We start from the raw sequence: 20208 nt of genomic DNA on the forward strand, positions 1-20208 counted from the left end.
GTATAGCCAAGATGCTAATAAATGCTGGGCTTTTCATTTTGAATTTTGAATTGATTAAGAGCGGTTGATGCGATTGAGTAGCCATAGTGAAGCAACTAACCCAGCAAAATGAGCTGACACAGTATTAATATTTGCCTGTACGACCAGCATATCTAAACCACTAATGATTCTGGTGGGGTCAAAAAATTGAGTTGTGATGGCTTGCGGAGATATTGACCTAGCTACCAGTGTACCGACGATCGCCTGCGCTCCCAAAAGTGTAACTAGTGTTCCCCCTAAATTTACCCATAGCCCTAACCGTAAAACCTGTACTGTCTCAATTTTCCGAGGACGATTGCTAGGGTTCGATGACAGCAATTGCTTACCAATTCTGGTATAACGATAAGCCAGATATAGCCCACCACCTAAGATTAATATTCCACAAACTGCTAAAAAGACACCGAAACTAGACCCAGGATTATTACTAGGACTGCCTGCTCTTTGACTGAAAACAGCAAATAATAAGACAATAATCCCAGAAACTACACCTAGCACTAATTGAATCCAAAAGCTAATCCAACCCGTGAGGCGAAATGTCTGGGCAATTGTTCGGAGATTAGAGGAGGACGAAGGAGCATCGGAGTTTTGTGACATACTGAATCACCAACCTGCTAGGCACTTACTGATTTTATGGATGACTTACACACAGGTAACGATAGCTGAAAGCCTAGGCTCAAGAATGTTAGTGATCAAATCTTTTACACTCACACCCCTATATCCCTACCATTTTGGTGTCAGCCCTGTTAATACTACACTTACCAGATGAGATACGAATATCTCAAGGTTAGACATCTCAGTGTTGCATATTTTGAGCCTGTCTACAGGTCTTGAGCTTGCCACCATATCATCATTAGTTGCTCAATTTTTTGATGATTTGCACTAAAATGTTGATTTTTTAAAAAAGTATTGGTTAACTTTTCCAGATTTACAGACAAAAAGACATTTTACCTGTAAAATTCTTTCGATAGCATCTTACGTTTAAGCAGTTCTAACCAGCTCCGCATTACTTAAAACAAAGGTAGTAGAAAAATCTACTGTCTTGATTGCTCCTCACAACACTAATTAAAGCTAGGCTGGGAGCGTTTTATTTTCACGCTCCTAAAACTTTTGTTATTTTCCCTGATTTCTAATCGTGGGTTCTCATTTTGATGTTTACACTTAGGAAATTCTGTCTAGGTAGCACTATATACTTACTCGGATTAGAGTAGCAGCGTATACTGGCTACAAAGATGTAAATTCCACCCTAAGGCATACTTTTAGCCATTTACTAAATTATGAAAATTGAGGATATATATCAATTCTTTGAGAATCCTCCGCCAACTTATCTCTGCCAAGAACTAGCAATTTGTTACATTCTGGATGTGTTGCTACAAGGGGAATCCTACGGTACTGAGTTGATTCAACAATTAGAAACTGAATACCCCACCTATCGGCTTTCTGACACTGTGCTTTACAGTGCCATTAAATTTCTCGAAGACCATAATGCTATTAATGGGTATTGGAAGAAGTTGGAGGGTCGAGGTCGGCCTAGGCGAATGTACCAAATTTCCCCAGAATGGGAAGGACAATCACTCGATTTGGCTCGGCTTTGGCAAGATTACATAACTCAGAGGATAAAGTAATTAAATAACCCAAGTCGCTAGTTAGGTAAATGTCTAGGGGTGTAGAAGTATAGTCAACATCACTCGAAAACTCGAAAATGCTTATTCCCTACTCCCTATTCCCTGACTACGCAAGCAAGTATGGCTACGCTCCCCTAAGGGATACAAAAATCAAAGCGGATAATTATATTAACTGGCGTTGATAATTAATAATGAATAAATCTCCTCGATGTTAAACAGTCATAACCCATTATGGATACTGCTATTTTGCCATCCACGTTACTGCTAACCTTGTTATTATCGGTTGGGCTGCTTTTCTTTATTCGTGCTGCGACTAAAGACAGGACACAAACAACACAGCTGATATCTGAGCAAGATGAAGCAGTCTTCATGCCTCAATTACAAGATTATTTTCGCTCTCGCTCTTACCGAGTAGTAGAGATAGACAAGTCAAAAAACTTAGTAGCTTTTGAAGGATTTGTCAAGCCCAGCATTTTTCTAGCTGTCTTTTTAACTCTGCTAGCTGCTGTTGGTCTTGTCTGTTTATCATTGGTTCTATCTTTCCTTTTTCCTCAATACAGCCTAGTTTTTTTCGGGCTGTTACTACTTTCACCTTTGAGTGGTTTTTTCTATTGGCAAAAGGCGGGAAGACTTGAAAAAGTGTTGCTCAAACTTGAACCAAACTTTAAAGATCAAGTTTCTTTTAGCAAAATTACTGTGACAGCTCATCGTGATGAGCTAGCTGAATTACAGAAAACATTGCAGCTCAAGCCTGGCAATGCCTAGGGTCAAAAGTCAAAAAGCTTATAGAATAGGCTTTTTACGCCCTGGTGTACTAGTAATTGATGTTCGATGCGTCCTGATGACCTGAATGTTTAGGCTAAATGTTGAGTGTTTGACAACTTTCCTGTTGCCGTTGGTGCTAAATCTCTGGTTTTAAAATACAGAATTTTGCACCTGTCGAGCAACCGGATAAACAATAGGGAATTAGATAGATACCTATTCGGATACTGATTTCTCCTACGACATTATGTCGTAGGAGAAATCAGTATGTGCTGGCAGAGCTTTGTGGGCAATCCAGAAGATGAAAGTACATCTTAACTCTCGCTTTTGGATGCTTTTTGCTCTATCTTGACTCCCTTGTGTAGGATGCGACCAAATAGAAATCAATAAAAACCAAAAACCTTGGTTTATAGTTGATTGCCCATGTACTTGGTCCAAATTTACTGGCAAATCAGTTACAAACTTAAAAAAAATGGAAACTTTGCATAAACTGAGCATCTTTGCCAGTTAAATGGTTGTCAGAAGTTGCACTCAACACGTAAGATAACCATTTGTAACTCAGCGACTGCCCACAGCCACTGGCTCTAAACCTACGGGAGGTTCTAGTATCCGCAGGCTAGGAAACAAAAAATGGTTCTCTTCCACATATTGAGCGCCAAACAGCCCTTTTTCTGCCCAGAAATAGCGGTCTGTTGTGTGTTCATTTCGCTTTACGAGTAGCAATGCTGGTGGCAAGATACCTTCAGCTTGAATGAATTTTCTGGCTGCTGTCACAGGTTTTTCTTCGCCGCTCTCGATGCTATATTGAGGCACATGTTCTAAAATACGCCGTCCTTCTTGGCGACGACGACTCTTTCTTTTGCGTCTCCTTGCCAACCTATTTTCCTCCTCTTTCAAGCTATAGATTGTAGTGATAGCTACAAAATCCGTCGTAATTATATAGGTTCTAGTTCAAAAGATCAATAGTTTTTTAATTTTTGATACAGCGAAAATATTATTATTGACAGTAGATTAAATGAGAGCGAAAAAGTAAATAATCCTTTAGTGAAAACTATTACTGAAAATATTTAGTTAAGCTTTATTAAATAATGGGGGAAAACAAAGTATTTTCTTTTATCTTCTCTCAAATTCTGTGATCCTGAGCAAGAGCTGAAAAATGTTAATGTCTGCCAGTTCAGATTTTGTTGCTCTATGCCGAGAGCAAATAGCACTATTGACCCAAGGGCTGGGAGCATCTTTAAGCGTGGTTTATTTAACCCAAGAATTGGTAGAGTCTCCCACAGGTGAGACAAAACTCATTCCTGTAGTAGTTTACCCAGAAACCGCAGTAATATTGCCAGGAGAGGAAATTTTTGAGGCTACAGCCAGCAAACAACTGCAAATAGGAAATTTGTTGGCACTGCCTCAGCAACAAGGAAATTTATTGACACCAGCACCAACCACAGAAACACCCCAAACTGAACAACCGCAATTAGAAGAAGACTTTTTGTTGAGTGGGTATCAATTTGTCTTTCCTTTAATTCATGAGGGTGTGATGATGGGATTATTGGTGACAGGTAGAGACGATCGCCCGTGGAGTGAACCTGAACAGAACCAAATTCAAACCATTGGGCAAACATTAGCGATCGCTTGTATATTGGATCAACGTCGAGCCTGGTTGCAACAACAACTGCATCAACAGCAAATTTTGCAAGAACAACAGCGAGATTTGTTAGATAACTTATTACATCAGTTCCGTAACCCGTTAACTGCCTTACGCACCTTTGGCAAACTGTTATTAAAGCGGTTGCGACCAGGAGATATAAATCGGGATGTGGGAGACAATATCGTCAGGGAAAGCGATCGCCTGACGGAATTGCTGCAAAAATTTGATGAGGTGATAGATTGGGCAAATCTGGATTCAGAGCTTCTTTCACTACCAGACAATGAAGCATTTGTAGAAGCTACTGTACAAAAAGAATCTCAACCAGTATTATTACTACCAGGCACAGGAGACAAAGCAACTGATTTCTCCTTGGCTGAATTATTAACACCATTGCTAGTTTCTGCTCAAGCGATCGCTCAAGAGAGGAATCTAGAATTAATATTGGAAGTTCCTCAGGGCTTACCGTTAGTTAGAGCTAATCTTAAATCCTTACAAGAAGTATTGAGTAATATCATTGATAACGCACTCAAGTATACTCCTTCAGGCGGTAAGGTTTATATTGAATTAGGGCAAGAAAAAGCTAATTTTCAAGGCATAGCAATTAGTGATACTGGCCCTGGTATTCCGCCCGAAGATTTAGCCCATCTAGGGGAAAGACATTATCGAGGAGTGCAAGCCCAAACAGAAATTCCCGGCACAGGTTTGGGATTAGCGATCGCTAAACAATTAATTGAGCAGATGCACGGACAAATAGAAGTTTTCAGCCCGGCTATCAACTCGGCGATCGCTACACCAAATGCGCCAGGAACAAGTGTGATTATTTGGTTGCCAATTAGTCATTAGTCAATGTCAACTATCCTGACTGTTCACGAGATTTGGAAAACCCCTCTCCAAACTTGGAAGGAGAGAGGCTTTAAATCTTCACTTTTCTAGTAGGGAATGGGTTACAGGGTTAGGTTCAGCATAGATTTTTCCACATAACGAGAAAAGTCAGATTAACTATCTCAACGAAACCAGTAAATTTTGATTAATTGTCATTTGTAAGTCTGTGTCTGGGTCAATGGCGATTAAGTCTACGCTGTTTCTACCGAAGAATAAACCAATTAATCCACCAATAGCCGCGCCACCTAAGACTTCTTCTGTAGCGATCGCGCGATCGCCTGTAACCGCAGATACCGCAGCTGCTGCACTTGCACCCAACACAGTATTTTTGAGAATTGTACCTGTACTAGTACCCTTTCTGACGGTTTCAGTTTTACTGATAACTTCGGAAGTTGCACTAATGTCATACTCTTGACCTGTGGTTAAAACCAATTTTTGGGCAACGAATTGAGAACCACCCTGAGTAGGTCTGAGTTGACCCACCACCTGACTACCAGCAGGAACAACTACATTTCCTTGTTGAGTAACAACGTTTTGCTCTACTGTCAGTGTCAAAGGTGCTGTTTCGTCTTTTGTCACCAGAATTTTTTCCGCCTTATCATACTTCACAGGAATAACTGTCCCTTGAGGAATGGTGACAGCAATCGGCGTTGGGGTTGTAGGTTGAATAGCTACAATATAGGGTGAATTAATCGTTGAAGCTTGATTAGAACTAACTAATGCTTGGTAAATAAAAGCTGCTACCTGAGCGCGTGTAGCGGTGTTGGTGGGACTTAAAAACCTGACATTGGGATAGTTGACTACAATTTGCTTTTCAGTCGCGGCGGCGATAGGGCTACGGGCATAGCCTGCTATGTTAGAAGCGTCGTTGAAATATTGCAGAGTGCTTTCAACGTTACCGCCAGGAGCATATTCTAGACCATTGGCTAGAGCAACCAAAACTTGCTGGCGGGGAATGTTTTCATTGGGTCTGAAGCTATTACCGGGATATCCTGATAAAAAACCGATGGTGTAGGCTTGCTGAATAGCACTATATGCCCAATAGTTGCTGGGTACGTCTACGAATCCAATTGCTTGACGTTCGGGTGCTTTTTGGAAAGCTTTGTTCACCATTGCGGCAAATTGAGCGCGTGTCACTGGTTCTTCTGGACGAAAGCTACCATCAGGAAAACCAGCAATTACACCTCGCTGTGATAATTCTCGAATAAATTGTGCTGCCCAGTAGTTAGATGAAACATCAGAAAAAGTAGTTTGAGCAAAAGATGGAGCAGCTATAACAAAAGGTGCAACAGTTCCTGCTGTGATGCTCAAAGCCATAAGTACAGCAGTGCTAGATTGCCAACGATTTAATTTAAACATATATTTAGGACTCCACACAATTATTTGTTTATCTTGTTAATTACTTAGACAATTTATACATTAAAAAGTTTCCCATATGTCTCTATGATTAGAAATATTATTTTGTCTGGATATTCTAAATAAGGTAGATATTTATATCACAAAATATATGCAACAAGTAATAGTGTAATCACTTGTTGCTATATTGCTAACTTTTTGAGGGTGAGAATTAGATATCTATTGTTTAATAAACGATGATTTAATTTGCCAAAAAAAATCAACGATCGCCTACTTAAAATGAAAGTAGCGATCGCTAATTGAATATCATGACAGTCAAAATTAAAATTAAGCGCAGCTTATTAGCGGATTAAATCTACATTCAAGTTAGAACTAAGTGCTAGTCTCAAGTCACGCTCTGGTCTAATTACAAATACTTCAGTTTCTTTTTTCCGTAATAGTACGCTAGCTAAAGCACCTGCTGCTGCACCACCTAAAGGTTCTCCAATTTCAATTCTTCTATTACCTGTAATCAGTGAAATTGCAGCCGCAGCACCTGCACCAATCGCGGCATCTGTTAATACTTTACTAGAATCATTGTTGCTGATTTTCTCAGTTTGAGTAATTGTCTGAGAGTTAGCATTAATTGTTTGTCTTATGCCTGAAGTATAGACTAATTCTCTAGCGACAAATCTTACTCCTCTGACGTTATCTTTATTGTCTCTGTTTGTAGAAGAATATTGTCCATCAAAATATACTGGTTCTAATTGTCCAATAACTTCAGTACCAGCAGGAATCAAAACATTTCGATTTCCATCAATAATATTGTTAGCAACTTTCAAGGTTAACTGTATAGTTTCTCCCCGGCTAACAACAACTTTCTCTTTGTCATGTCTAACAGGAAAACTAACTCCAGCAGGGATAGCAACTCTTCTATTTTGTCCAATATTGTATTGAGCATTAGCCGCAGAAGCAAAGGCAATTATCGGGGTAATGACACCTGTGGTAATTGTCATTGCCATAACTGCGGCTGCTCCAGATTTCCATTGATTCAGGTGGTTCATAAACTTTTGAGGTTTGATTGCTGTGATAGGTTTCATGACGAGCATTTACTGAGATTGTTTCTGACTGCTTTTAAACCTGTGCATAGGGCAATACGGTTCATTTAAGTGTTATTTGCGTAGAGAATTAGTCTGAGCAGATGGGATAAATCGCTTCTCTACATGAGGATTTTGGGATGATCTGAACTTTAGTAGAGATATTGCAACGTTTCTACTGGCGTTATTATTTTGACCAAAGATTTCTCGCCAAGAAAACCCCACTCTTCTCGTAAAAGTATTGTGGCAAGGCTCTGGCAATGATAAGTAATATTAAAAATTAAATTTTAAGATTAAGCAATATAAAAGTAGACAGTTTTTCAACTAAACTGCGATTTTAGGAATATGTTTAGATAATTACGTTTAAATTTTTGCTATTTCAGGCATTCTGCACAGCAGAAACGTTACCTTGTCCAGATATTGGACGAGGAAAGTTGGGTAAATCAATACCACTATGACTAGAAGTACGGGTTTTAAGAGCCAAGCGATAACTTACACTCTGAAGTTCAGCTTGTAGCTGGCGGTTTTCTCTCTGTAAGGTAGCTACTTTTTCTCTGACTGGAGTCATCCGTTCTTCAAATTTACGCCTGTAAATTTGAGGTAGTTCCTGTACTACTTGCTCTAACATCCGACTACGGTCAGTTAACTCTTGCACCGATTGGCGCAGTTGGTAAATTTCCAAATCACGAGATGTGATTTGCTCTTGATAGAAAGTTACTTGCTGCTCAACAGCTTGTAACTGTTCTTGCAAAGCTTTTAACTGAGTTAAATCCTGTTCCGCCTCTAATCGAGGAGGGATAAAATTAGTATTACCCTTGACTAGCCGGAAAAGTTCTTGAGATAGTTGCTGAACTAATTGATCGCGTAGCTGTAACTCTTGGCGCAGCTGCGACATTTCTGTAGAGAGAGCTTGGATGTTGGGTATTTCAGTTTGGCTCACGCTGGCTTAAAGCTCCGATTGAAGAATATTTTCCAACCTTGGATATAACTGCGATCACCTGCTTTTGGCAAGTAATGTTAATTTAGCATTCCCAACTCCATCACAAAATAAGGCAGAAGGTAAAAATTTTTTTGTTTGTTAGTGCTGAGTGCTGAGTTATGAGTGCTGAATAAAAATCTTGTTCCTTGTGAAGCCCCTCCGGTAGGAGGGTTTATCGTCATAAGGAATATACTGCGTCCTGGCAGTTTTGCGATTGGTAGCGACTCTCATGAAGTACCGTAGTGTAGATTTGCTAACTAGGACTGACTTACGTCTCGCTAAACTAACAGCACTCACTACTCACTACTCACTAAAATCGCCTTAAGCGGTGACAGCAACTTCCTCGGCTTCAGCCTCGGACACGTCTTGCTTGGTTGTGAGGTAGCGAATTACGTCTTCGCTCAAACGCATTGCGCGTTCTAAGGGAGCAATCACTGTTCCAGGGCCAGTGTAGTTTACTTGAATATAGATGCCATCACGATGCCTGTTAATTTCATAAGCAAGACGACGCTTACCACGATTTTGGATTTCGATGTTGTCAGCACCTTGATCTTTGAGCAAGTTCTGATATTTAGCGATCGCTAATTCTACCTGTTCATCTGTCAGGTCTGGGCGCAGAATATATAGTGTTTCGTAAACTATGGACATGGATGTAATTCTCCTTTTGGACATCTGGCTGCTAATGCTAATTTATACAATCACTTTGTTAAAGTTACTAGTATCAATGAACATCTGAAGCAACAAGGAACTATAATCTTACCAGTTTTCTATTTTAATCATCAGCTCCATCTGCCAAAATTAACCTTGTTGATGAGAATTGGCAACTTTAGTCCCCAGTCCCCAGCTTTGCAATTTTGGATGTCCAATGAATGGATTTTAGATTGTTCAATCCAAAATCCGTCTTGAAAAGTTGAGCCACTGCGTTGGCTGGGTTTCCCGGCTTGTAGCAAGTGGCGTTCCTAGGTTGGGAAACCTGCCTACAGAACTTTCCGCAAAATCTAAAATTCCTAGTCCCCAGTCTCCAATCTCTACTTTTAACTTTAGACAAGAGGATATTGATCAAGGTTATGGCCCAACGCTATGTGCGAGTTCAAAATCAAGAAGGAAAGATTTACTATGGGTTATTACAACTATCCCTGAACGTGCAGGTGTTGGATGCTCCACCTTGGCTACACGGACAACCCACAGAGTTAGTTTTAGAAGCAGAAAATTACCAAATTCTTGCACCTTGCGCTCCCTCGAAGATTGTGGCGGTAGGCAAGAATTACGCGGATCATGCGGCAGAAATGGGAACATTAGTACCCGTTGAACCATTAATTTTTCTTAAACCACCAACATCGATTATTCCCTCGGAGACAGCAATTAAGTATCCTCCTCAGTCGCAACGAGTAGACTATGAAGGTGAATTAGCATTAGTAATTGGCGATCGCGCTTGTAACTGCACGCAAGAGGAAGCCCAAACTAAAATTTGGGGTTATACAATCGCCAATGATGTGACAGCAAGGGATTTACAACAAAAGGATGGTCAATGGACGCGAGCTAAAGGTTTTGATTCTTTTTGTCCTCTAGGGCCTTGGATTGTCCGAGAATTAAATCCTGGTGCTAAATTGCAGACGTTTGTGAATGATGATTCTCATCCAGTGCAATCTGCGCGTATTGATCAGATGGTTTTTCCTCCTGATTTTTTAGTGTCTTATATCAGTCAGGTTATGACGTTGCTACCCGGAGATATAGTGTTAACGGGTACGCCAGAAGGTATTGGCCCATTGCAAGTAGGCGATCGCGTCCGTGTGGAAATCGAAGGTATCGGTCGCCTAGAAAACACAGTGGCATCCCATTAAGTATCAGCGTACCTGCATATACACCGCGTCAGAAATGGCGGGAATTTCTGCATAACGTCCTAGTAATGACTGAGCAACTGAATAGACTACGGCTGCTACGATCCCCAGAAAAATTGTGTTTGCTATTGTCTCGATGGCAAAGCCAGTATTAGGAATTTGCGTTAAAATTCGCACTAGTATAGTACACAAAAATATCACAATGTCCAGCAGAATTGCCTGCATGGTGTTGAAACGAATAAAATGACTAATTTTCTCGTTTCTGACTACGAATATGAATAAAGCAAAGAAAACGAGCAGTTGACCCAATTGTCCTAAGCTACCGTAAACTATCAATACTGGTTGCAATGGTAATAGAAGGACTTGTAGTGCTGGAAATTGTCTTAACAAAAAACTCCCGAACACTAGACCATCAATTATAGGCAAAAGATAAGGTAAACAAGCAAAAATTCTATCGGCAATTGTTGTAGTCCCGCGCCACGCCATTGTGCATTCTCCTTTGGCTAAATTTTTAGAGTTACTTGAGCCTAGGATAACGCAGTTACTCAGCCTTGCTAGAAAAGTATGACTATTCTATATGGGCAATGCGGAAGCCCATCAGACATTCATACTGTTCGGGGTGCTGTTGTGCGAGTTTGCGAATAGCTTGACCACAAGATAGCTGTCCCCTACGCCAACGGGGTTGACCACTACCATCAGCAAGCAAACAAGACTGGCAAACTCGCTCAGGAGCTAGGATTTGCTCATCCATTAAAATGACCAACATATAAAACCCCCCCTTTAAAACTCTACTGCTGCAAGGTTTATTCCTAGGCTTAATCAAGCTACACTAGCTCAACAAAGGTAGTTTAGTTTCACTGTTCCCTTTTTAGCCCAATACTGCATATCTCACAGCAGATGCAAAAACTCTTTTGGATATTATTCCCCTACTGAGCATCGAGTTAAATATTATGCTAGGGATAAAAAGCAGATGTTAAATATTTAGGTGTACTAAGCATTGATACCCAAGATTTTACCACAGCCCCTAAACTCGCTTGGGTAAACACTTGGAAATATCATCATTACTTAACCTTCACTGTATAAGAACCGCTACAAATAATCAAAAGTATAAAAGTTCATATTTTCGTAAAGAGGTTTATGATGATTAATCTATGGAACTTGGCTGGTAGCTAATAATAAAAGATGATACAGATGCGATGAATCGTATTTGCATAGCAGATCAATAACATAGAAATATTGACTGTTGATTCTTAAATGTAGAAGCTACCTGCAAACCAAATCCGCTTTTGTACAAACTTCCATTAGGTATAGTTGAAGTGACTAGGACAAATTCAGACTTACTTGCTACCTCCGATCCCGCGATCGCAGAATTAATTAATCAAGAACTCCAACGTGAACGTGACCACTTGGAATTAATCGCCAGCGAAAACTTCACCTCTGCGGCTGTTTTAGCGGCTCAGGGTTCAGTCTTAACAAATAAATACGCCGAAGGTTTACCCGGTAAGCGTTACTACGGCGGTTGTGAATTTATTGACAAAATCGAGCAAATAGCGATTGACCGAGCCAAACAGCTATTTGGTGCGGCTCATGCTAACGTACAACCCCACTCTGGCGCGCAGGCGAATTTTGCTGTTTTCCTGACATTGTTAGAACCAGGCGACACAATCATGGGAATGGATTTGTCTCACGGCGGACATCTCACCCACGGTTCACCAGTGAATGTGTCGGGTAAATGGTTTCAAGTCCGTCACTACGGCGTAAGTCAACAAACAGAAAAGCTAGACTACGACCAAATTCGCGAGCTGGCGTTGAGGGAACGTCCCAAGCTCTTGATTTGTGGTTATTCTGCCTATCCTCGCATCATTGATTTTGAAAAATTCCGCAGTATTGCAGATGAAGTTGGTGCTTACTTACTAGCTGATATTGCCCACATTGCCGGTTTAGTCGCCAGTGGCTTACACCCAAACCCGATTCCTTACTGTGATGTCGTCACCACCACCACCCATAAAACCCTGCGCGGCCCCAGAGGTGGTTTAATTTTGACCCGTGATGCAGAACTTGGTAAAAAGTTAGATAAATCCGTGTTTCCTGGAACTCAAGGCGGCCCCCTAGAACACGTAATTGCAGGTAAAGCAGTTGCTTTTGGTGAAGCCTTAAAGCCAGAATTTACAACTTATTCCGGGCAAGTAATTGAGAATGCCCGTGCTTTAGCGACTCAACTAAAAAACAGAGGATTAAAACTGGTATCTGATGGTACAGATAACCATTTAATGCTCGTTGATTTGCGTTCTATTGATATGACAGGTAAGAAAGCAGATCAGTTAATGAGTCAGGTAAATATTACCACCAACAAAAATACAGTCCCCTTTGATCCCCAATCACCATTTGTGACTAGTGGTTTACGGTTAGGTTCTCCCGCCATGACAACACGGGGTATGGGAGTAACTGAATTTGCCGAAATTGGTAATATTATTGCCGATCGCCTGCTCAACCCAGAATCAGAAGCAGTAGCTCAAGATTGTAAACGCCGGGTAGCCGCATTGTGCGATCGCTTCCCCTTATATCCCCACTTGGAGATTCCTGTACCAGCCTTAGCGTAGGGCATAGGGCATGGGGATAAGAGGAATTGGGGCAGAGTGCAAGGGGGCAGACTTTCCCCTTTTTTCCCTACTCCCTGCTCCCCTGCCTCCCCAGTCCCCAATTCTTATGCTGATTAGGGTCTCAAATGTAGTAAAAATAGGAAGGAAACGTCCTTAGCCAATTTTTGTTAATAAACTCCTAAAAATTACAGATGCCTGCTCAGATTTATCATCTGCTCGCTTTTCTTGTCGCCGCCGTAGTCGTTCTCTGGACTACACCTGATGTCAAAAATATTGGTATTAGAAGTGGACGTGTAGATAAACCTGGCGATCGCAAAATTCATGACCGTCCGATGGTACGCCTGGGAGGAGTTTCTATCTTCGCAGGCACAATGCTATCTTTAATGATTGTTTGGTGGTTGGGTGGCTTTGCCAATCTGCCCCCTGATAAAGAATGGCAAATATGGGGCGTTACTGTAGGTGGTCTTGGCTTTTTTTTGATTGGTTTAGCCGATGATTTATTAAGTCTATCGCCTCTAACACGCCTGCTGATACAAATTGTTGTTGCCGCAGGTGCATGGAAAGCAGGTGTCAGCATAGATTTTATTACCGTTCCTACCGTTGGTATAGTTGACCTCAACTGGCTGAGTTTGCCCATCACAGTAGTTTGGTTAGTCGGGATGGTAAACGCCATCAACTGGATTGATGGATTAGACGGTTTAGCGGCCGGGGTTTCTGGTATTGCAGCTGTAGTCATGCTATTGGTGTCTTTATTTATGCACCAACCAGCAGCAGCCTTAATTGCTGCGGCTTTAGCTGGCGCAGCTTTAGGATTTCTCCGCTATAACTTCAACCCTGCACAAATCTTTATGGGGGATGGGGGTTCATATTTTATGGGCTTCACCTTAGCCTCTGTAGGTGTCATAGGTTTAGTTAAAATCCCCGCCTTCACCGCCGTTCTTTTGCCATACTTGATTTTGGCAGTCCCCATTGTAGATATGTCCGCAGTGATTTTGGCACGTCTGCGACGAGGTAAACGCCCTTGGGTTGCAGATAAATGTCATCTACATCACCGACTCTTACAGGCTGGTTTATCCCATCGTTGGTCAGTATTATTCATTTACTCTCTGACCTTGTGGGTGGGGAGTTTGGCGTTAGGTGTCGCTGGTGTACCCAGCAGTATTGGTTACATCTGTGCAGCCACTTCGCTATTAAGTTACGTTATTTGGCGAGTCCGCAAATTCTCCCAGCAAAAATAAATTATTAGTCAATTAAATGAGTGCAGAAATTATTTGTGTCGGTACTGAACTCCTGCTGGGAGATATCCTCAACGGAAATGCTCAATATCTAGCTCAACAACTAGCCCAATTAGGCATTCCTCATTACTATCAAACAGTAGTAGGGGATAACCCCGAACGCATCAAGCAAGTTATGGAAATGGCTATTTCCAGAGCTAATATTCTGATTTTCACTGGTGGACTAGGCCCTACACCAGATGATCTTACCTGTGAAACCATCGCTGATTTTTTTGGTGTTCCTTTAGTAGAACGCCCAGAAATTATTGAAGATATCACACAGAAATTTGCCCAACGCGGCCGGGTAATGACCCCCAGCAACCGCAAACAAGCTTTAATTCCCCAAGGTGCAGACATTTTACCTAATCCCAGTGGCACAGCACCGGGTATTATTTGGCAACCCCGTCCTGAAATCACAATTTTTACCTTTCCTGGCGTTCCTAGGGAAATGCACCGGATGTGGGAAGAAACATCTGTACCCTTTTTGAAAAGTCAAGGCTGGGGTCAAGAAATTATTCACAGTCGGAGTTTGAAGTTTTGGGGGATTGGGGAATCGGCTTTAGCAGAAAAAGTCAGTGCTTATTTAAATATGCCTAACCCTACTATAGCCCCCTATGCAGGTAAGGGAGAAGTGCGGCTACGGGTATCTGCAAAAGCGACTTCACAAGCAGCCGCCGAGGCTTTGATTTTACCCATTGAAAAACAAATTCAAGAAATTGCTGGATTAGATTTTTATGGTGTCAATGACGACACCTTAGCTTCTGTGGTTGGTCAGTTATTACGGGCAGCAGGAGAAACGCTATCAGTTGCAGAATCCTGTACTGGTGGAAGTGTCGGGCAAATGTTGACAGAGATCGCAGGTAGTTCTGATTACTTCTGGGGTGGTGTAATATCCTACGATAACTCAGTAAAAGTGGGGTTATTGGGAGTTAAACCAGATGATTTATCACAATTTGGGGCAGTCAGTGATATTGTGGCTGAACAAATGGCTATAGGTGTAAAAACTCGCCTTTCCACAACTTGGGGGTTAAGTGTTACTGGAATTGCTGGCCCCGCCGGGGGAACGGATACTAAGCCAGTGGGTTTGGTATATATCGGGTTAGCGGGGCCAAATGATGAAGTCACAAGTTTTAAATATCAGTTTGGCACAATGCGGGATCGCTCTTTCATTCGTCATTTGAGTGCGTGTACGGCACTGGATTTATTACGGCGGCGGTTGTTAACAATTCAAACTAAGCATCAGTAGGTTCAGCCGATTTTATTCGTTCTTCACTAACTTCAGCCCTTGCCTCGGCAATGATATCGTCCCAGGTTTCGCCCAATTCTGTGAAAGTCTCTTTATTTCTTTCATAAAAAGCGATTCCACTTTTGATAACCGCCTTAGCTATTGGCCTACCAAAACTACCTATAACGGGCAAAAATACTGGTACAAGAATTATTCCTACAATGCCTGTGACTCCTAATCCTTCCGCTAAATCTCCAAGGTCGGGTAAAAGTTTAACTGACATAGTATTTTTCCTCCCTTGCTTTACTTAATCTTATTTTAAGGGAACGGTATTATTCAAGCTTCATCTCAAAGCATTTAGCAATGTAATGTAACTTTTAGCCTCATATTTCTTAAGTATGATGATCGTTTATTTCATTTGCAGGATGGAATACTTGAAAAACTTGACGAAACTTGAAAAGCGATTTTGAGCCAAGTTTTTCATTCAGAGGTCTAAAAATGACAACTACAAACGGAAACCGCAAAATCCGTTATGCTGTGGTTGGCTTGGGCTGGTTTGCTCAAGAAGCTGCTTTACCTGCATTTGCCCATACTGAAAACTCCGAATTAGTTGCCCTGGTTTCAGATGATCCGACAAAACTTGAAGAACTCAGCAAACAGTATGGTGTTGAGCATACTTACTCTTATGAAGAGTACGAGGACTGTCTAGCCAGCGATGAAATTGATGCGGTTTACATTGCACTACCCAATCACTTACATTGTGATTTCACTGTGCGGGCAGCAAATCAAGCCATTCATGTTTTGTGTGAGAAGCCAATGGCTGTGACAGAACAAGAGTGCGAGTCCATGATTAAAGCTGCGAACGATAATGGTGTCAAGTTGATGATTGCTTACCGATTACACCTCGAACCAGCTAATTTAGAGGCAGTCGAAATTGTGCGATCGCAACAAATTGGTGAACCACGAGTTTTCAACTCAGTTTTTACTCAGCAAGTAGAACAGGGCAACATCCGTTTACGAGACATAACAGGTGGTGGCACACTCTACGATATTGGAATTTACTGCATTAATGCTGCACGCTATTTGTTTCAAGAAGAACCAAGCGAAGTTTTTGCTGTAGCCGCTAGTAAGGGAGAACAACGCTTCAGTGAAGTGGAAGAAGCGACCAGTGCCATCCTCCGTTTTCCTAATGGGCGACTAGCGACATTTACCTGTAGCTTTGGAGCAGCAAAAGTCTCTAATTATCAAGTTGTGGGAACTCAAGGTGATTTGTTTGTAGAACCTGCCTACACATGGCAAGGGGAAATCAAGAAATATCTCACAATTGATGGCGAAACTGAAGAGCGTACTTATGCACCTCATGATCAGCTAGCAGCTGAATTCACCTATTTTTCAGACTGTATTCTATCAAATAAAGAACCAGAACCTAATGGCATCGAAGGATTAATTGATGTGCGAATCATTGAAGCACTCTATCAATCTATTGCCACAGGTCAACCTGTGCAAGTACCAACTTTTGAGCGTGATCAGCGTCCTACATCGGAGCAAACTATTGAGTATCCGCCTGTCGAAGAGAAGCCAGACCTAATTAATGCTGCTTCTCCTGCTGGCAATTCTTGAAGTTTTTTTAGATTTATCGAGCCTTCACCAACTGTCTAGACGGCAGTTGGTTTTATTGAAGGTGTACAGCACTGGAAAAGCTATATTAACCCTTACCATTAGTGTTGAAATTTTCTATAATTATCGATTCTGAAGATGATGATGCAACTATTCTAAGATTAATGTCAACTATTATTTTATTATTATCAAAACTTATATTGGCTTTCTTGACTAATAAATCTACTGGTGAATCATCACTTAGTTGAAACTGATTAGATACCAGATTTTTATATCCAGCTTCTTCCAGCCATTCAGTAATATTTCGCCAATTTTCCATCTTTTCATCAGATTTATCGACTAGATTTTTTACATATTTATACAAGGTATTACAAAGATCAACTTCTACACCTTTGACGTTTTTCTTTAGCTTTTCAGCTATTTCAGTAGGACTATAACCACAAAGTAACCCGCGCAAGTGTAGTTTTTCAACCGGTGTTAAACGCTTGCCCTTTGCGGATGCAAGGTCTGTGTACAGGGTTTCCAAATCCCACTGCGTTGTAGCCTGCTTGAACTGTTCGTCGATAGATGCCATAGCACTGATTCTTTACATGAAATTTCCTAGTCATATCCTAACTTAAGCCCTAATCCTTGTTAGTTCACTGTAACTAATTTTAAATTTAGTATTAAAAAAGACTAGCACAATAATTAATTAGTAAAAAATACTGAGTTAATTATTAAGGGACAGTGTTGTTAGTAAGTTGTGGGTTTTTAGTGAAAAGCTTTTTATAAGCTCATTCATATGGTGGTATTGATGCACTTCGTAATTCTTGTAAGGTAAGCACTTTATCTGACAAGAATAAAGCATAGCAAGTAGTAGTAAAAAATACATCAAGGAGTATTTGATGGTTTCATTTTATCCTGGACAGAAAGCTAATGAACTTGCCAAAGGAGTGCAAGAGCGATATGAACGTGCTGTTGAATGGTTAAAAATAGAAGAAGCGGCTACAAATAAACTAGCAGAGGAGTATGGTCAACTCCAATTAAAGGTTATAAAAGATACAATTAGGCGATTTGTTGACTTCGTAGAACGTACTGGTAGGAAGGCATCCGAAAGTGAGAAGAAGCTTTTAGAGGGTCTGGACTTTTCGGTTCAGCAGATACAAGAATATAAAGCTGCTGCTGTAGCAGCAGAACAGTATTTCATGGCAGGTGCTAAAGCAGCTGGAGCAGCAGCAGCAGGGTATGGTAGTGCAATAGGTGTTGCTACCTCAATAGGAGTAGCAAGCACTGGAACAGCTATCTCAAGTCTTAGTGGAGCAGCAGCGACAAATGCAATGTTGGCATGGTTTGGCGGTGGAGCAGTTGCAGCTGGTGGCGGTGGTATGGCTGTTGGGGTATGGGTGTTAGGTGGGATTACGGCTGTTCCAGCTTTGGCAATTGGTGGCTTTTTTGCAGCTCGTGAAGGTGAGAAGGCTATGACAAAAGCGCGGGAGTATGAAGCCAAATTGAACAAAGCGATCGCTGAAATTAATCTTGCCAAAGAATATTCAAAACAAGTAAAACAGCGTATTACTGAGTTAAAAGGTGTGTTTGAGTCTCTAAATACTCTCAGTGTTGAAGGACTGAACGAACTTGAATCTAAACCTTTTGATTCCAAGAAAGATGCTGAAAAGTTTCAACAGGTAGGACTCCTAATGAAGGGACTTGTAGAAATTTTAAAAACTCCAGTATTGAATAGTGAAGGTAAGCTTAACCTTGGTACTGTGAGTATCCTGGAAAAATACCGTACTCTTCCAGGTAAATAAACATGACAGCCAAGAAAGTTTCTGTAGAGGTATTGGTTGCAGGTAAAGATGCTTCTGAGTGCTTGAATAATTTAGTTGAAGCATACACCAGCTACAAAATAGTTGCAGAAGAAGAGAAAACTAAAAGGCGTGGTATCCAGGCTTGGGAAAAAACAACAATTGCTCAAATTAAAGCAGATCGTGATGTTCTCATACAATATCTCAAGCGCTCATTTGATGAGCGTGCTGATAACTTTAGATTTCTTTTTGAGAAAGTGGATCAGGCAATAGAGAATGGTGATAATAATCAGTTAACCTTGTACTTAAATTCGATCACAGAAATCGCCAAATCCAGCCCTTTTAAAGATTTAGCTGATTTAACATCAGTTATATCTGCTCTTGATGATCCTGATCACGAATGGACATTTTAATTGCGTTCTCACTTGGAATACCATATTTTTGCTTTATTTCCTGCTCAAATTAACTTAGCGCAGGCTTCTGGTATGATTCCGCATCCTGAACAACTAACTCGGCTTATCATACACGGTCAAACAGATGCAGATGAACATACATATTGTCTTGTCACAAGGGGGGACAATGCTCCGCACCAATCTAGGCGATGGGCTGCGTCCCACCCTAGGTGATGGCGTTCCGCCCAGCGAGCTGATCGCTCTTTGATTCGTTATTGAAGTGCGTATACAGCACTGGATTTGTTGCGGCGACAGGTATTAAAGCAGTATAGTGATGCCACCACAAGGGCAAACGAACTTTAACTATTCTTGTCCCTTTGGTTACTACTATGTCTAGTCAAATAACAGCCAAATATATTGCATTGCCTGTCATGTCTTTATACTTAGGTAGTTTTCTGGCACTGATTGTTAATAGCAGTCATGTACAAGGGCAAATCAATAATAGTGATGGAGTGTTGCTAGCTCAATCAGTATTTGAAACTTTACCACCACCACCAAACTACCCCCAAAATCAGCCTCTAGAATTTAATCAATATCAACCAGTACAATCTCAGTACAATCAAAGTTTCCAACGTTACTCAGTTTACGTTGAGGATACTAGCAACTGGACTCTGCAACAAGTACGCCGCGTTGAACCTACTGCATATATTCGACAGTATAATGGGCGTTCTGTAATTCAGTCTGGAGTATTTAATCAGCAATCTAATGCTCAACAGCGAATTAGAGAATTAGATTCACTGGGTATTTATGGTGCAAAAATTGCGGGTTTTGATAACGCGCAAGAATTACCATATTCTCCTGGTAATGACAATAATGTCAGCATCAAATCCAGATATTATGTCTCAATTCCTGCTAAGTCAGAAGAGTTATTGACAATTGCCAACCAGATTAGACAGTTTCCAGGATTATACGGTTTTGTGACAGAAAGAAAACAACCTTTAGGTCCACACGTGGCAGTAGGCCCTTTTACTCAGCGCACTGAAGCTGAACGATGGAACAATTTTATTCGCGATCGCGGATTCGGTAACGCTAGAGTTTACTACAGCAAATAAAAATA

The 20208-nt window shown here is 41.1% G+C and carries 21 protein-coding genes; 11 read left to right on the forward strand and 10 right to left on the reverse strand.

Annotation, left to right across the window (positions count from 1 at the left end):
* Window positions 1-54 precede the first annotated feature (54 nt).
* Window positions 55-633 carry a DUF3611 family protein gene (locus tag VB693_RS05305; RefSeq protein ID WP_323265351.1) on the reverse strand — a complete coding sequence of 193 codons (579 nt, stop codon included), beginning with the start codon at window positions 631-633 and terminating at the stop codon, window positions 55-57.
* A 680-nt stretch (window positions 634-1313) separates the two neighbouring features.
* Between VB693_RS05305 and VB693_RS05310 the strand changes: the two genes are divergently transcribed.
* On the forward strand, window positions 1314-1661 hold the full coding sequence (locus VB693_RS05310) for a PadR family transcriptional regulator (RefSeq protein WP_190702849.1): 348 nt from the start codon (window positions 1314-1316) through the stop codon (window positions 1659-1661).
* Between the two features lie 231 nt (window positions 1662-1892).
* Complete coding sequence (locus tag VB693_RS05315) at window positions 1893-2426, forward strand: cofactor assembly of complex C subunit B (RefSeq protein WP_323265352.1); 534 nt, start codon at window positions 1893-1895, stop codon at window positions 2424-2426.
* A 555-nt stretch (window positions 2427-2981) separates the two neighbouring features.
* On the opposite strand, the gene VB693_RS05320 is transcribed toward VB693_RS05315, so the two are convergent.
* Complete coding sequence (locus VB693_RS05320; protein ID WP_190702843.1) at window positions 2982-3299, reverse strand: DUF3155 domain-containing protein; 318 nt, start codon at window positions 3297-3299, stop codon at window positions 2982-2984.
* A gap of 280 nt (window positions 3300-3579) precedes the next feature.
* Between VB693_RS05320 and VB693_RS05325 the strand changes: the two genes are divergently transcribed.
* Window positions 3580-4911: a HAMP domain-containing sensor histidine kinase gene (locus VB693_RS05325; RefSeq protein ID WP_323265353.1), complete on the forward strand. Its 1332-nt coding sequence runs from the start codon at window positions 3580-3582 to the stop codon at window positions 4909-4911.
* Between the two features lie 156 nt (window positions 4912-5067).
* On the opposite strand, the gene VB693_RS05330 is transcribed toward VB693_RS05325, so the two are convergent.
* The 4 genes from VB693_RS05330 to rpsF all read right to left on the reverse strand — a co-directional run bounded on the left by VB693_RS05330 (window position 5068) and on the right by rpsF (window position 9009).
* The gene (locus tag VB693_RS05330; RefSeq protein WP_323265354.1) at window positions 5068-6309 is read right to left on the reverse strand and encodes an S-layer homology domain-containing protein; all 1242 of its coding nucleotides are present in this window, start codon (window positions 6307-6309) and stop codon (window positions 5068-5070) included.
* A gap of 338 nt (window positions 6310-6647) precedes the next feature.
* Window positions 6648-7349: a conjugal transfer protein TrbI gene (locus VB693_RS05335; protein WP_323265391.1), complete on the reverse strand. Its 702-nt coding sequence runs from the start codon at window positions 7347-7349 to the stop codon at window positions 6648-6650.
* Between the two features lie 412 nt (window positions 7350-7761).
* On the reverse strand, window positions 7762-8322 hold the full coding sequence (locus VB693_RS05340) for an Npun_F5560 family protein (RefSeq protein WP_190702834.1): 561 nt from the start codon (window positions 8320-8322) through the stop codon (window positions 7762-7764).
* Window positions 8323-8682: 360 nt separating this feature from the next.
* Window positions 8683-9009, reverse strand: a complete 327-nt coding sequence (gene rpsF, locus VB693_RS05345) for a 30S ribosomal protein S6 (RefSeq protein WP_190702831.1) — start codon at window positions 9007-9009, stop codon at window positions 8683-8685.
* 419 nt (window positions 9010-9428) lie between these two features.
* Between rpsF and VB693_RS05350 the strand changes: the two genes are divergently transcribed.
* Window positions 9429-10202, forward strand: a complete 774-nt coding sequence (locus tag VB693_RS05350; protein ID WP_323265355.1) for a fumarylacetoacetate hydrolase family protein — start codon at window positions 9429-9431, stop codon at window positions 10200-10202.
* Between the two features lie 3 nt (window positions 10203-10205).
* Here VB693_RS05350 and VB693_RS05355 read toward each other — a convergent pair whose 3' ends face one another.
* Together VB693_RS05355 and VB693_RS05360 are read right to left on the reverse strand one after the other, a co-directional pair.
* Window positions 10206-10685: a Tic20 family protein gene (locus VB693_RS05355; RefSeq protein WP_190702824.1), complete on the reverse strand. Its 480-nt coding sequence runs from the start codon at window positions 10683-10685 to the stop codon at window positions 10206-10208.
* 82 nt (window positions 10686-10767) lie between these two features.
* Window positions 10768-10965: a hypothetical protein gene (locus VB693_RS05360; RefSeq protein ID WP_323265356.1), complete on the reverse strand. Its 198-nt coding sequence runs from the start codon at window positions 10963-10965 to the stop codon at window positions 10768-10770.
* Window positions 10966-11515: 550 nt separating this feature from the next.
* Between VB693_RS05360 and glyA the strand changes: the two genes are divergently transcribed.
* The 3 genes from glyA (at window position 11516) to VB693_RS05375 (ending at window position 15319) form a co-directional block, all read left to right on the forward strand.
* Complete coding sequence (gene glyA / locus VB693_RS05365; protein WP_323265357.1) at window positions 11516-12799, forward strand: serine hydroxymethyltransferase; 1284 nt, start codon at window positions 11516-11518, stop codon at window positions 12797-12799.
* Between the two features lie 191 nt (window positions 12800-12990).
* The gene (locus tag VB693_RS05370; RefSeq protein WP_190702817.1) at window positions 12991-14037 is read left to right on the forward strand and encodes a glycosyltransferase family 4 protein; all 1047 of its coding nucleotides are present in this window, start codon (window positions 12991-12993) and stop codon (window positions 14035-14037) included.
* A gap of 16 nt (window positions 14038-14053) precedes the next feature.
* Window positions 14054-15319, forward strand: coding sequence for a competence/damage-inducible protein A (locus tag VB693_RS05375; protein ID WP_323265358.1), 1266 nt, complete (start codon window positions 14054-14056; stop codon window positions 15317-15319).
* Here VB693_RS05375 and VB693_RS05380 read toward each other — a convergent pair.
* The gene (locus tag VB693_RS05380; RefSeq protein ID WP_323265359.1) at window positions 15306-15581 is read right to left on the reverse strand and encodes a DUF5132 domain-containing protein; all 276 of its coding nucleotides are present in this window, start codon (window positions 15579-15581) and stop codon (window positions 15306-15308) included. The genes VB693_RS05375 and VB693_RS05380 overlap by 14 nt on opposite strands.
* Before the next feature lie 215 nt (window positions 15582-15796).
* On the opposite strand from VB693_RS05380, the gene VB693_RS05385 reads away from it, so the two are divergent.
* Window positions 15797-16918 (forward strand): Gfo/Idh/MocA family oxidoreductase, encoded by a 1122-nt coding sequence (locus VB693_RS05385; RefSeq protein ID WP_323265360.1) that lies wholly within the window; start codon window positions 15797-15799, stop codon window positions 16916-16918.
* Window positions 16919-17003: 85 nt separating this feature from the next.
* Here VB693_RS05385 and VB693_RS05390 read toward each other — a convergent pair whose 3' ends face one another.
* Window positions 17004-17489 carry a helix-turn-helix domain-containing protein gene (locus VB693_RS05390; protein WP_323265361.1) on the reverse strand — a complete coding sequence of 162 codons (486 nt, stop codon included), beginning with the start codon at window positions 17487-17489 and terminating at the stop codon, window positions 17004-17006.
* 310 nt (window positions 17490-17799) lie between these two features.
* On the opposite strand from VB693_RS05390, the gene VB693_RS05395 reads away from it, so the two are divergent.
* The 3 genes from VB693_RS05395 to VB693_RS05405 all read left to right on the forward strand — a co-directional run bounded on the left by VB693_RS05395 (window position 17800) and on the right by VB693_RS05405 (window position 20203).
* The gene (locus VB693_RS05395; protein ID WP_323265362.1) at window positions 17800-18702 is read left to right on the forward strand and encodes a hypothetical protein; all 903 of its coding nucleotides are present in this window, start codon (window positions 17800-17802) and stop codon (window positions 18700-18702) included.
* 2 nt (window positions 18703-18704) lie between these two features.
* Window positions 18705-19112, forward strand: coding sequence for a hypothetical protein (locus VB693_RS05400; RefSeq protein ID WP_323265363.1), 408 nt, complete (start codon window positions 18705-18707; stop codon window positions 19110-19112).
* 368 nt (window positions 19113-19480) lie between these two features.
* Window positions 19481-20203 (forward strand): hypothetical protein, encoded by a 723-nt coding sequence (locus VB693_RS05405; protein WP_323265364.1) that lies wholly within the window; start codon window positions 19481-19483, stop codon window positions 20201-20203.
* Window positions 20204-20208: the final 5 nt, after the last annotated feature.

This window comes from Anabaena sp. UHCC 0399, assembly GCF_034931465.1.
GTDB lineage: Bacteria > Cyanobacteriota > Cyanobacteriia > Cyanobacteriales > Nostocaceae > Trichormus > Trichormus minutissimus.

Bases quoted from the DNA above. Each gene is read 5' to 3' on its own strand.
- VB693_RS05330 (WP_323265354.1), bottom strand. From the start codon at position 6,309: ATGTTTAAATTAAATCGTTGGCAATCTAGCACTGCTGTACTTATGGCT.
- VB693_RS05310 (WP_190702849.1), top strand. From the start codon at position 1,314: ATGAAAATTGAGGATATATATCAATTCTTTGAGAATCCTCCGCCAACT.
- VB693_RS05350 (WP_323265355.1), top strand. From the start codon at position 9,429: ATGGCCCAACGCTATGTGCGAGTTCAAAATCAAGAAGGAAAGATTTAC.
- VB693_RS05375 (WP_323265358.1), top strand. From the start codon at position 14,054: ATGAGTGCAGAAATTATTTGTGTCGGTACTGAACTCCTGCTGGGAGAT.
- VB693_RS05380 (WP_323265359.1), bottom strand. From the start codon at position 15,581: ATGTCAGTTAAACTTTTACCCGACCTTGGAGATTTAGCGGAAGGATTA.
- VB693_RS05395 (WP_323265362.1), top strand. From the start codon at position 17,800: ATGGTTTCATTTTATCCTGGACAGAAAGCTAATGAACTTGCCAAAGGA.
- rpsF (WP_190702831.1), bottom strand. From the start codon at position 9,009: ATGTCCATAGTTTACGAAACACTATATATTCTGCGCCCAGACCTGACA.
- VB693_RS05370 (WP_190702817.1), top strand. From the start codon at position 12,991: ATGCCTGCTCAGATTTATCATCTGCTCGCTTTTCTTGTCGCCGCCGTA.
- VB693_RS05360 (WP_323265356.1), bottom strand. From the start codon at position 10,965: ATGTTGGTCATTTTAATGGATGAGCAAATCCTAGCTCCTGAGCGAGTT.
- VB693_RS05405 (WP_323265364.1), top strand. From the start codon at position 19,481: ATGTCTAGTCAAATAACAGCCAAATATATTGCATTGCCTGTCATGTCT.
- VB693_RS05325 (WP_323265353.1), top strand. From the start codon at position 3,580: ATGTTAATGTCTGCCAGTTCAGATTTTGTTGCTCTATGCCGAGAGCAA.
- VB693_RS05385 (WP_323265360.1), top strand. From the start codon at position 15,797: ATGACAACTACAAACGGAAACCGCAAAATCCGTTATGCTGTGGTTGGC.
- VB693_RS05355 (WP_190702824.1), bottom strand. From the start codon at position 10,685: ATGGCGTGGCGCGGGACTACAACAATTGCCGATAGAATTTTTGCTTGT.
- VB693_RS05400 (WP_323265363.1), top strand. From the start codon at position 18,705: ATGACAGCCAAGAAAGTTTCTGTAGAGGTATTGGTTGCAGGTAAAGAT.
- VB693_RS05335 (WP_323265391.1), bottom strand. From the start codon at position 7,349: ATGAACCACCTGAATCAATGGAAATCTGGAGCAGCCGCAGTTATGGCA.
- VB693_RS05315 (WP_323265352.1), top strand. From the start codon at position 1,893: ATGGATACTGCTATTTTGCCATCCACGTTACTGCTAACCTTGTTATTA.
- VB693_RS05305 (WP_323265351.1), bottom strand. From the start codon at position 633: ATGTCACAAAACTCCGATGCTCCTTCGTCCTCCTCTAATCTCCGAACA.
- VB693_RS05390 (WP_323265361.1), bottom strand. From the start codon at position 17,489: ATGGCATCTATCGACGAACAGTTCAAGCAGGCTACAACGCAGTGGGAT.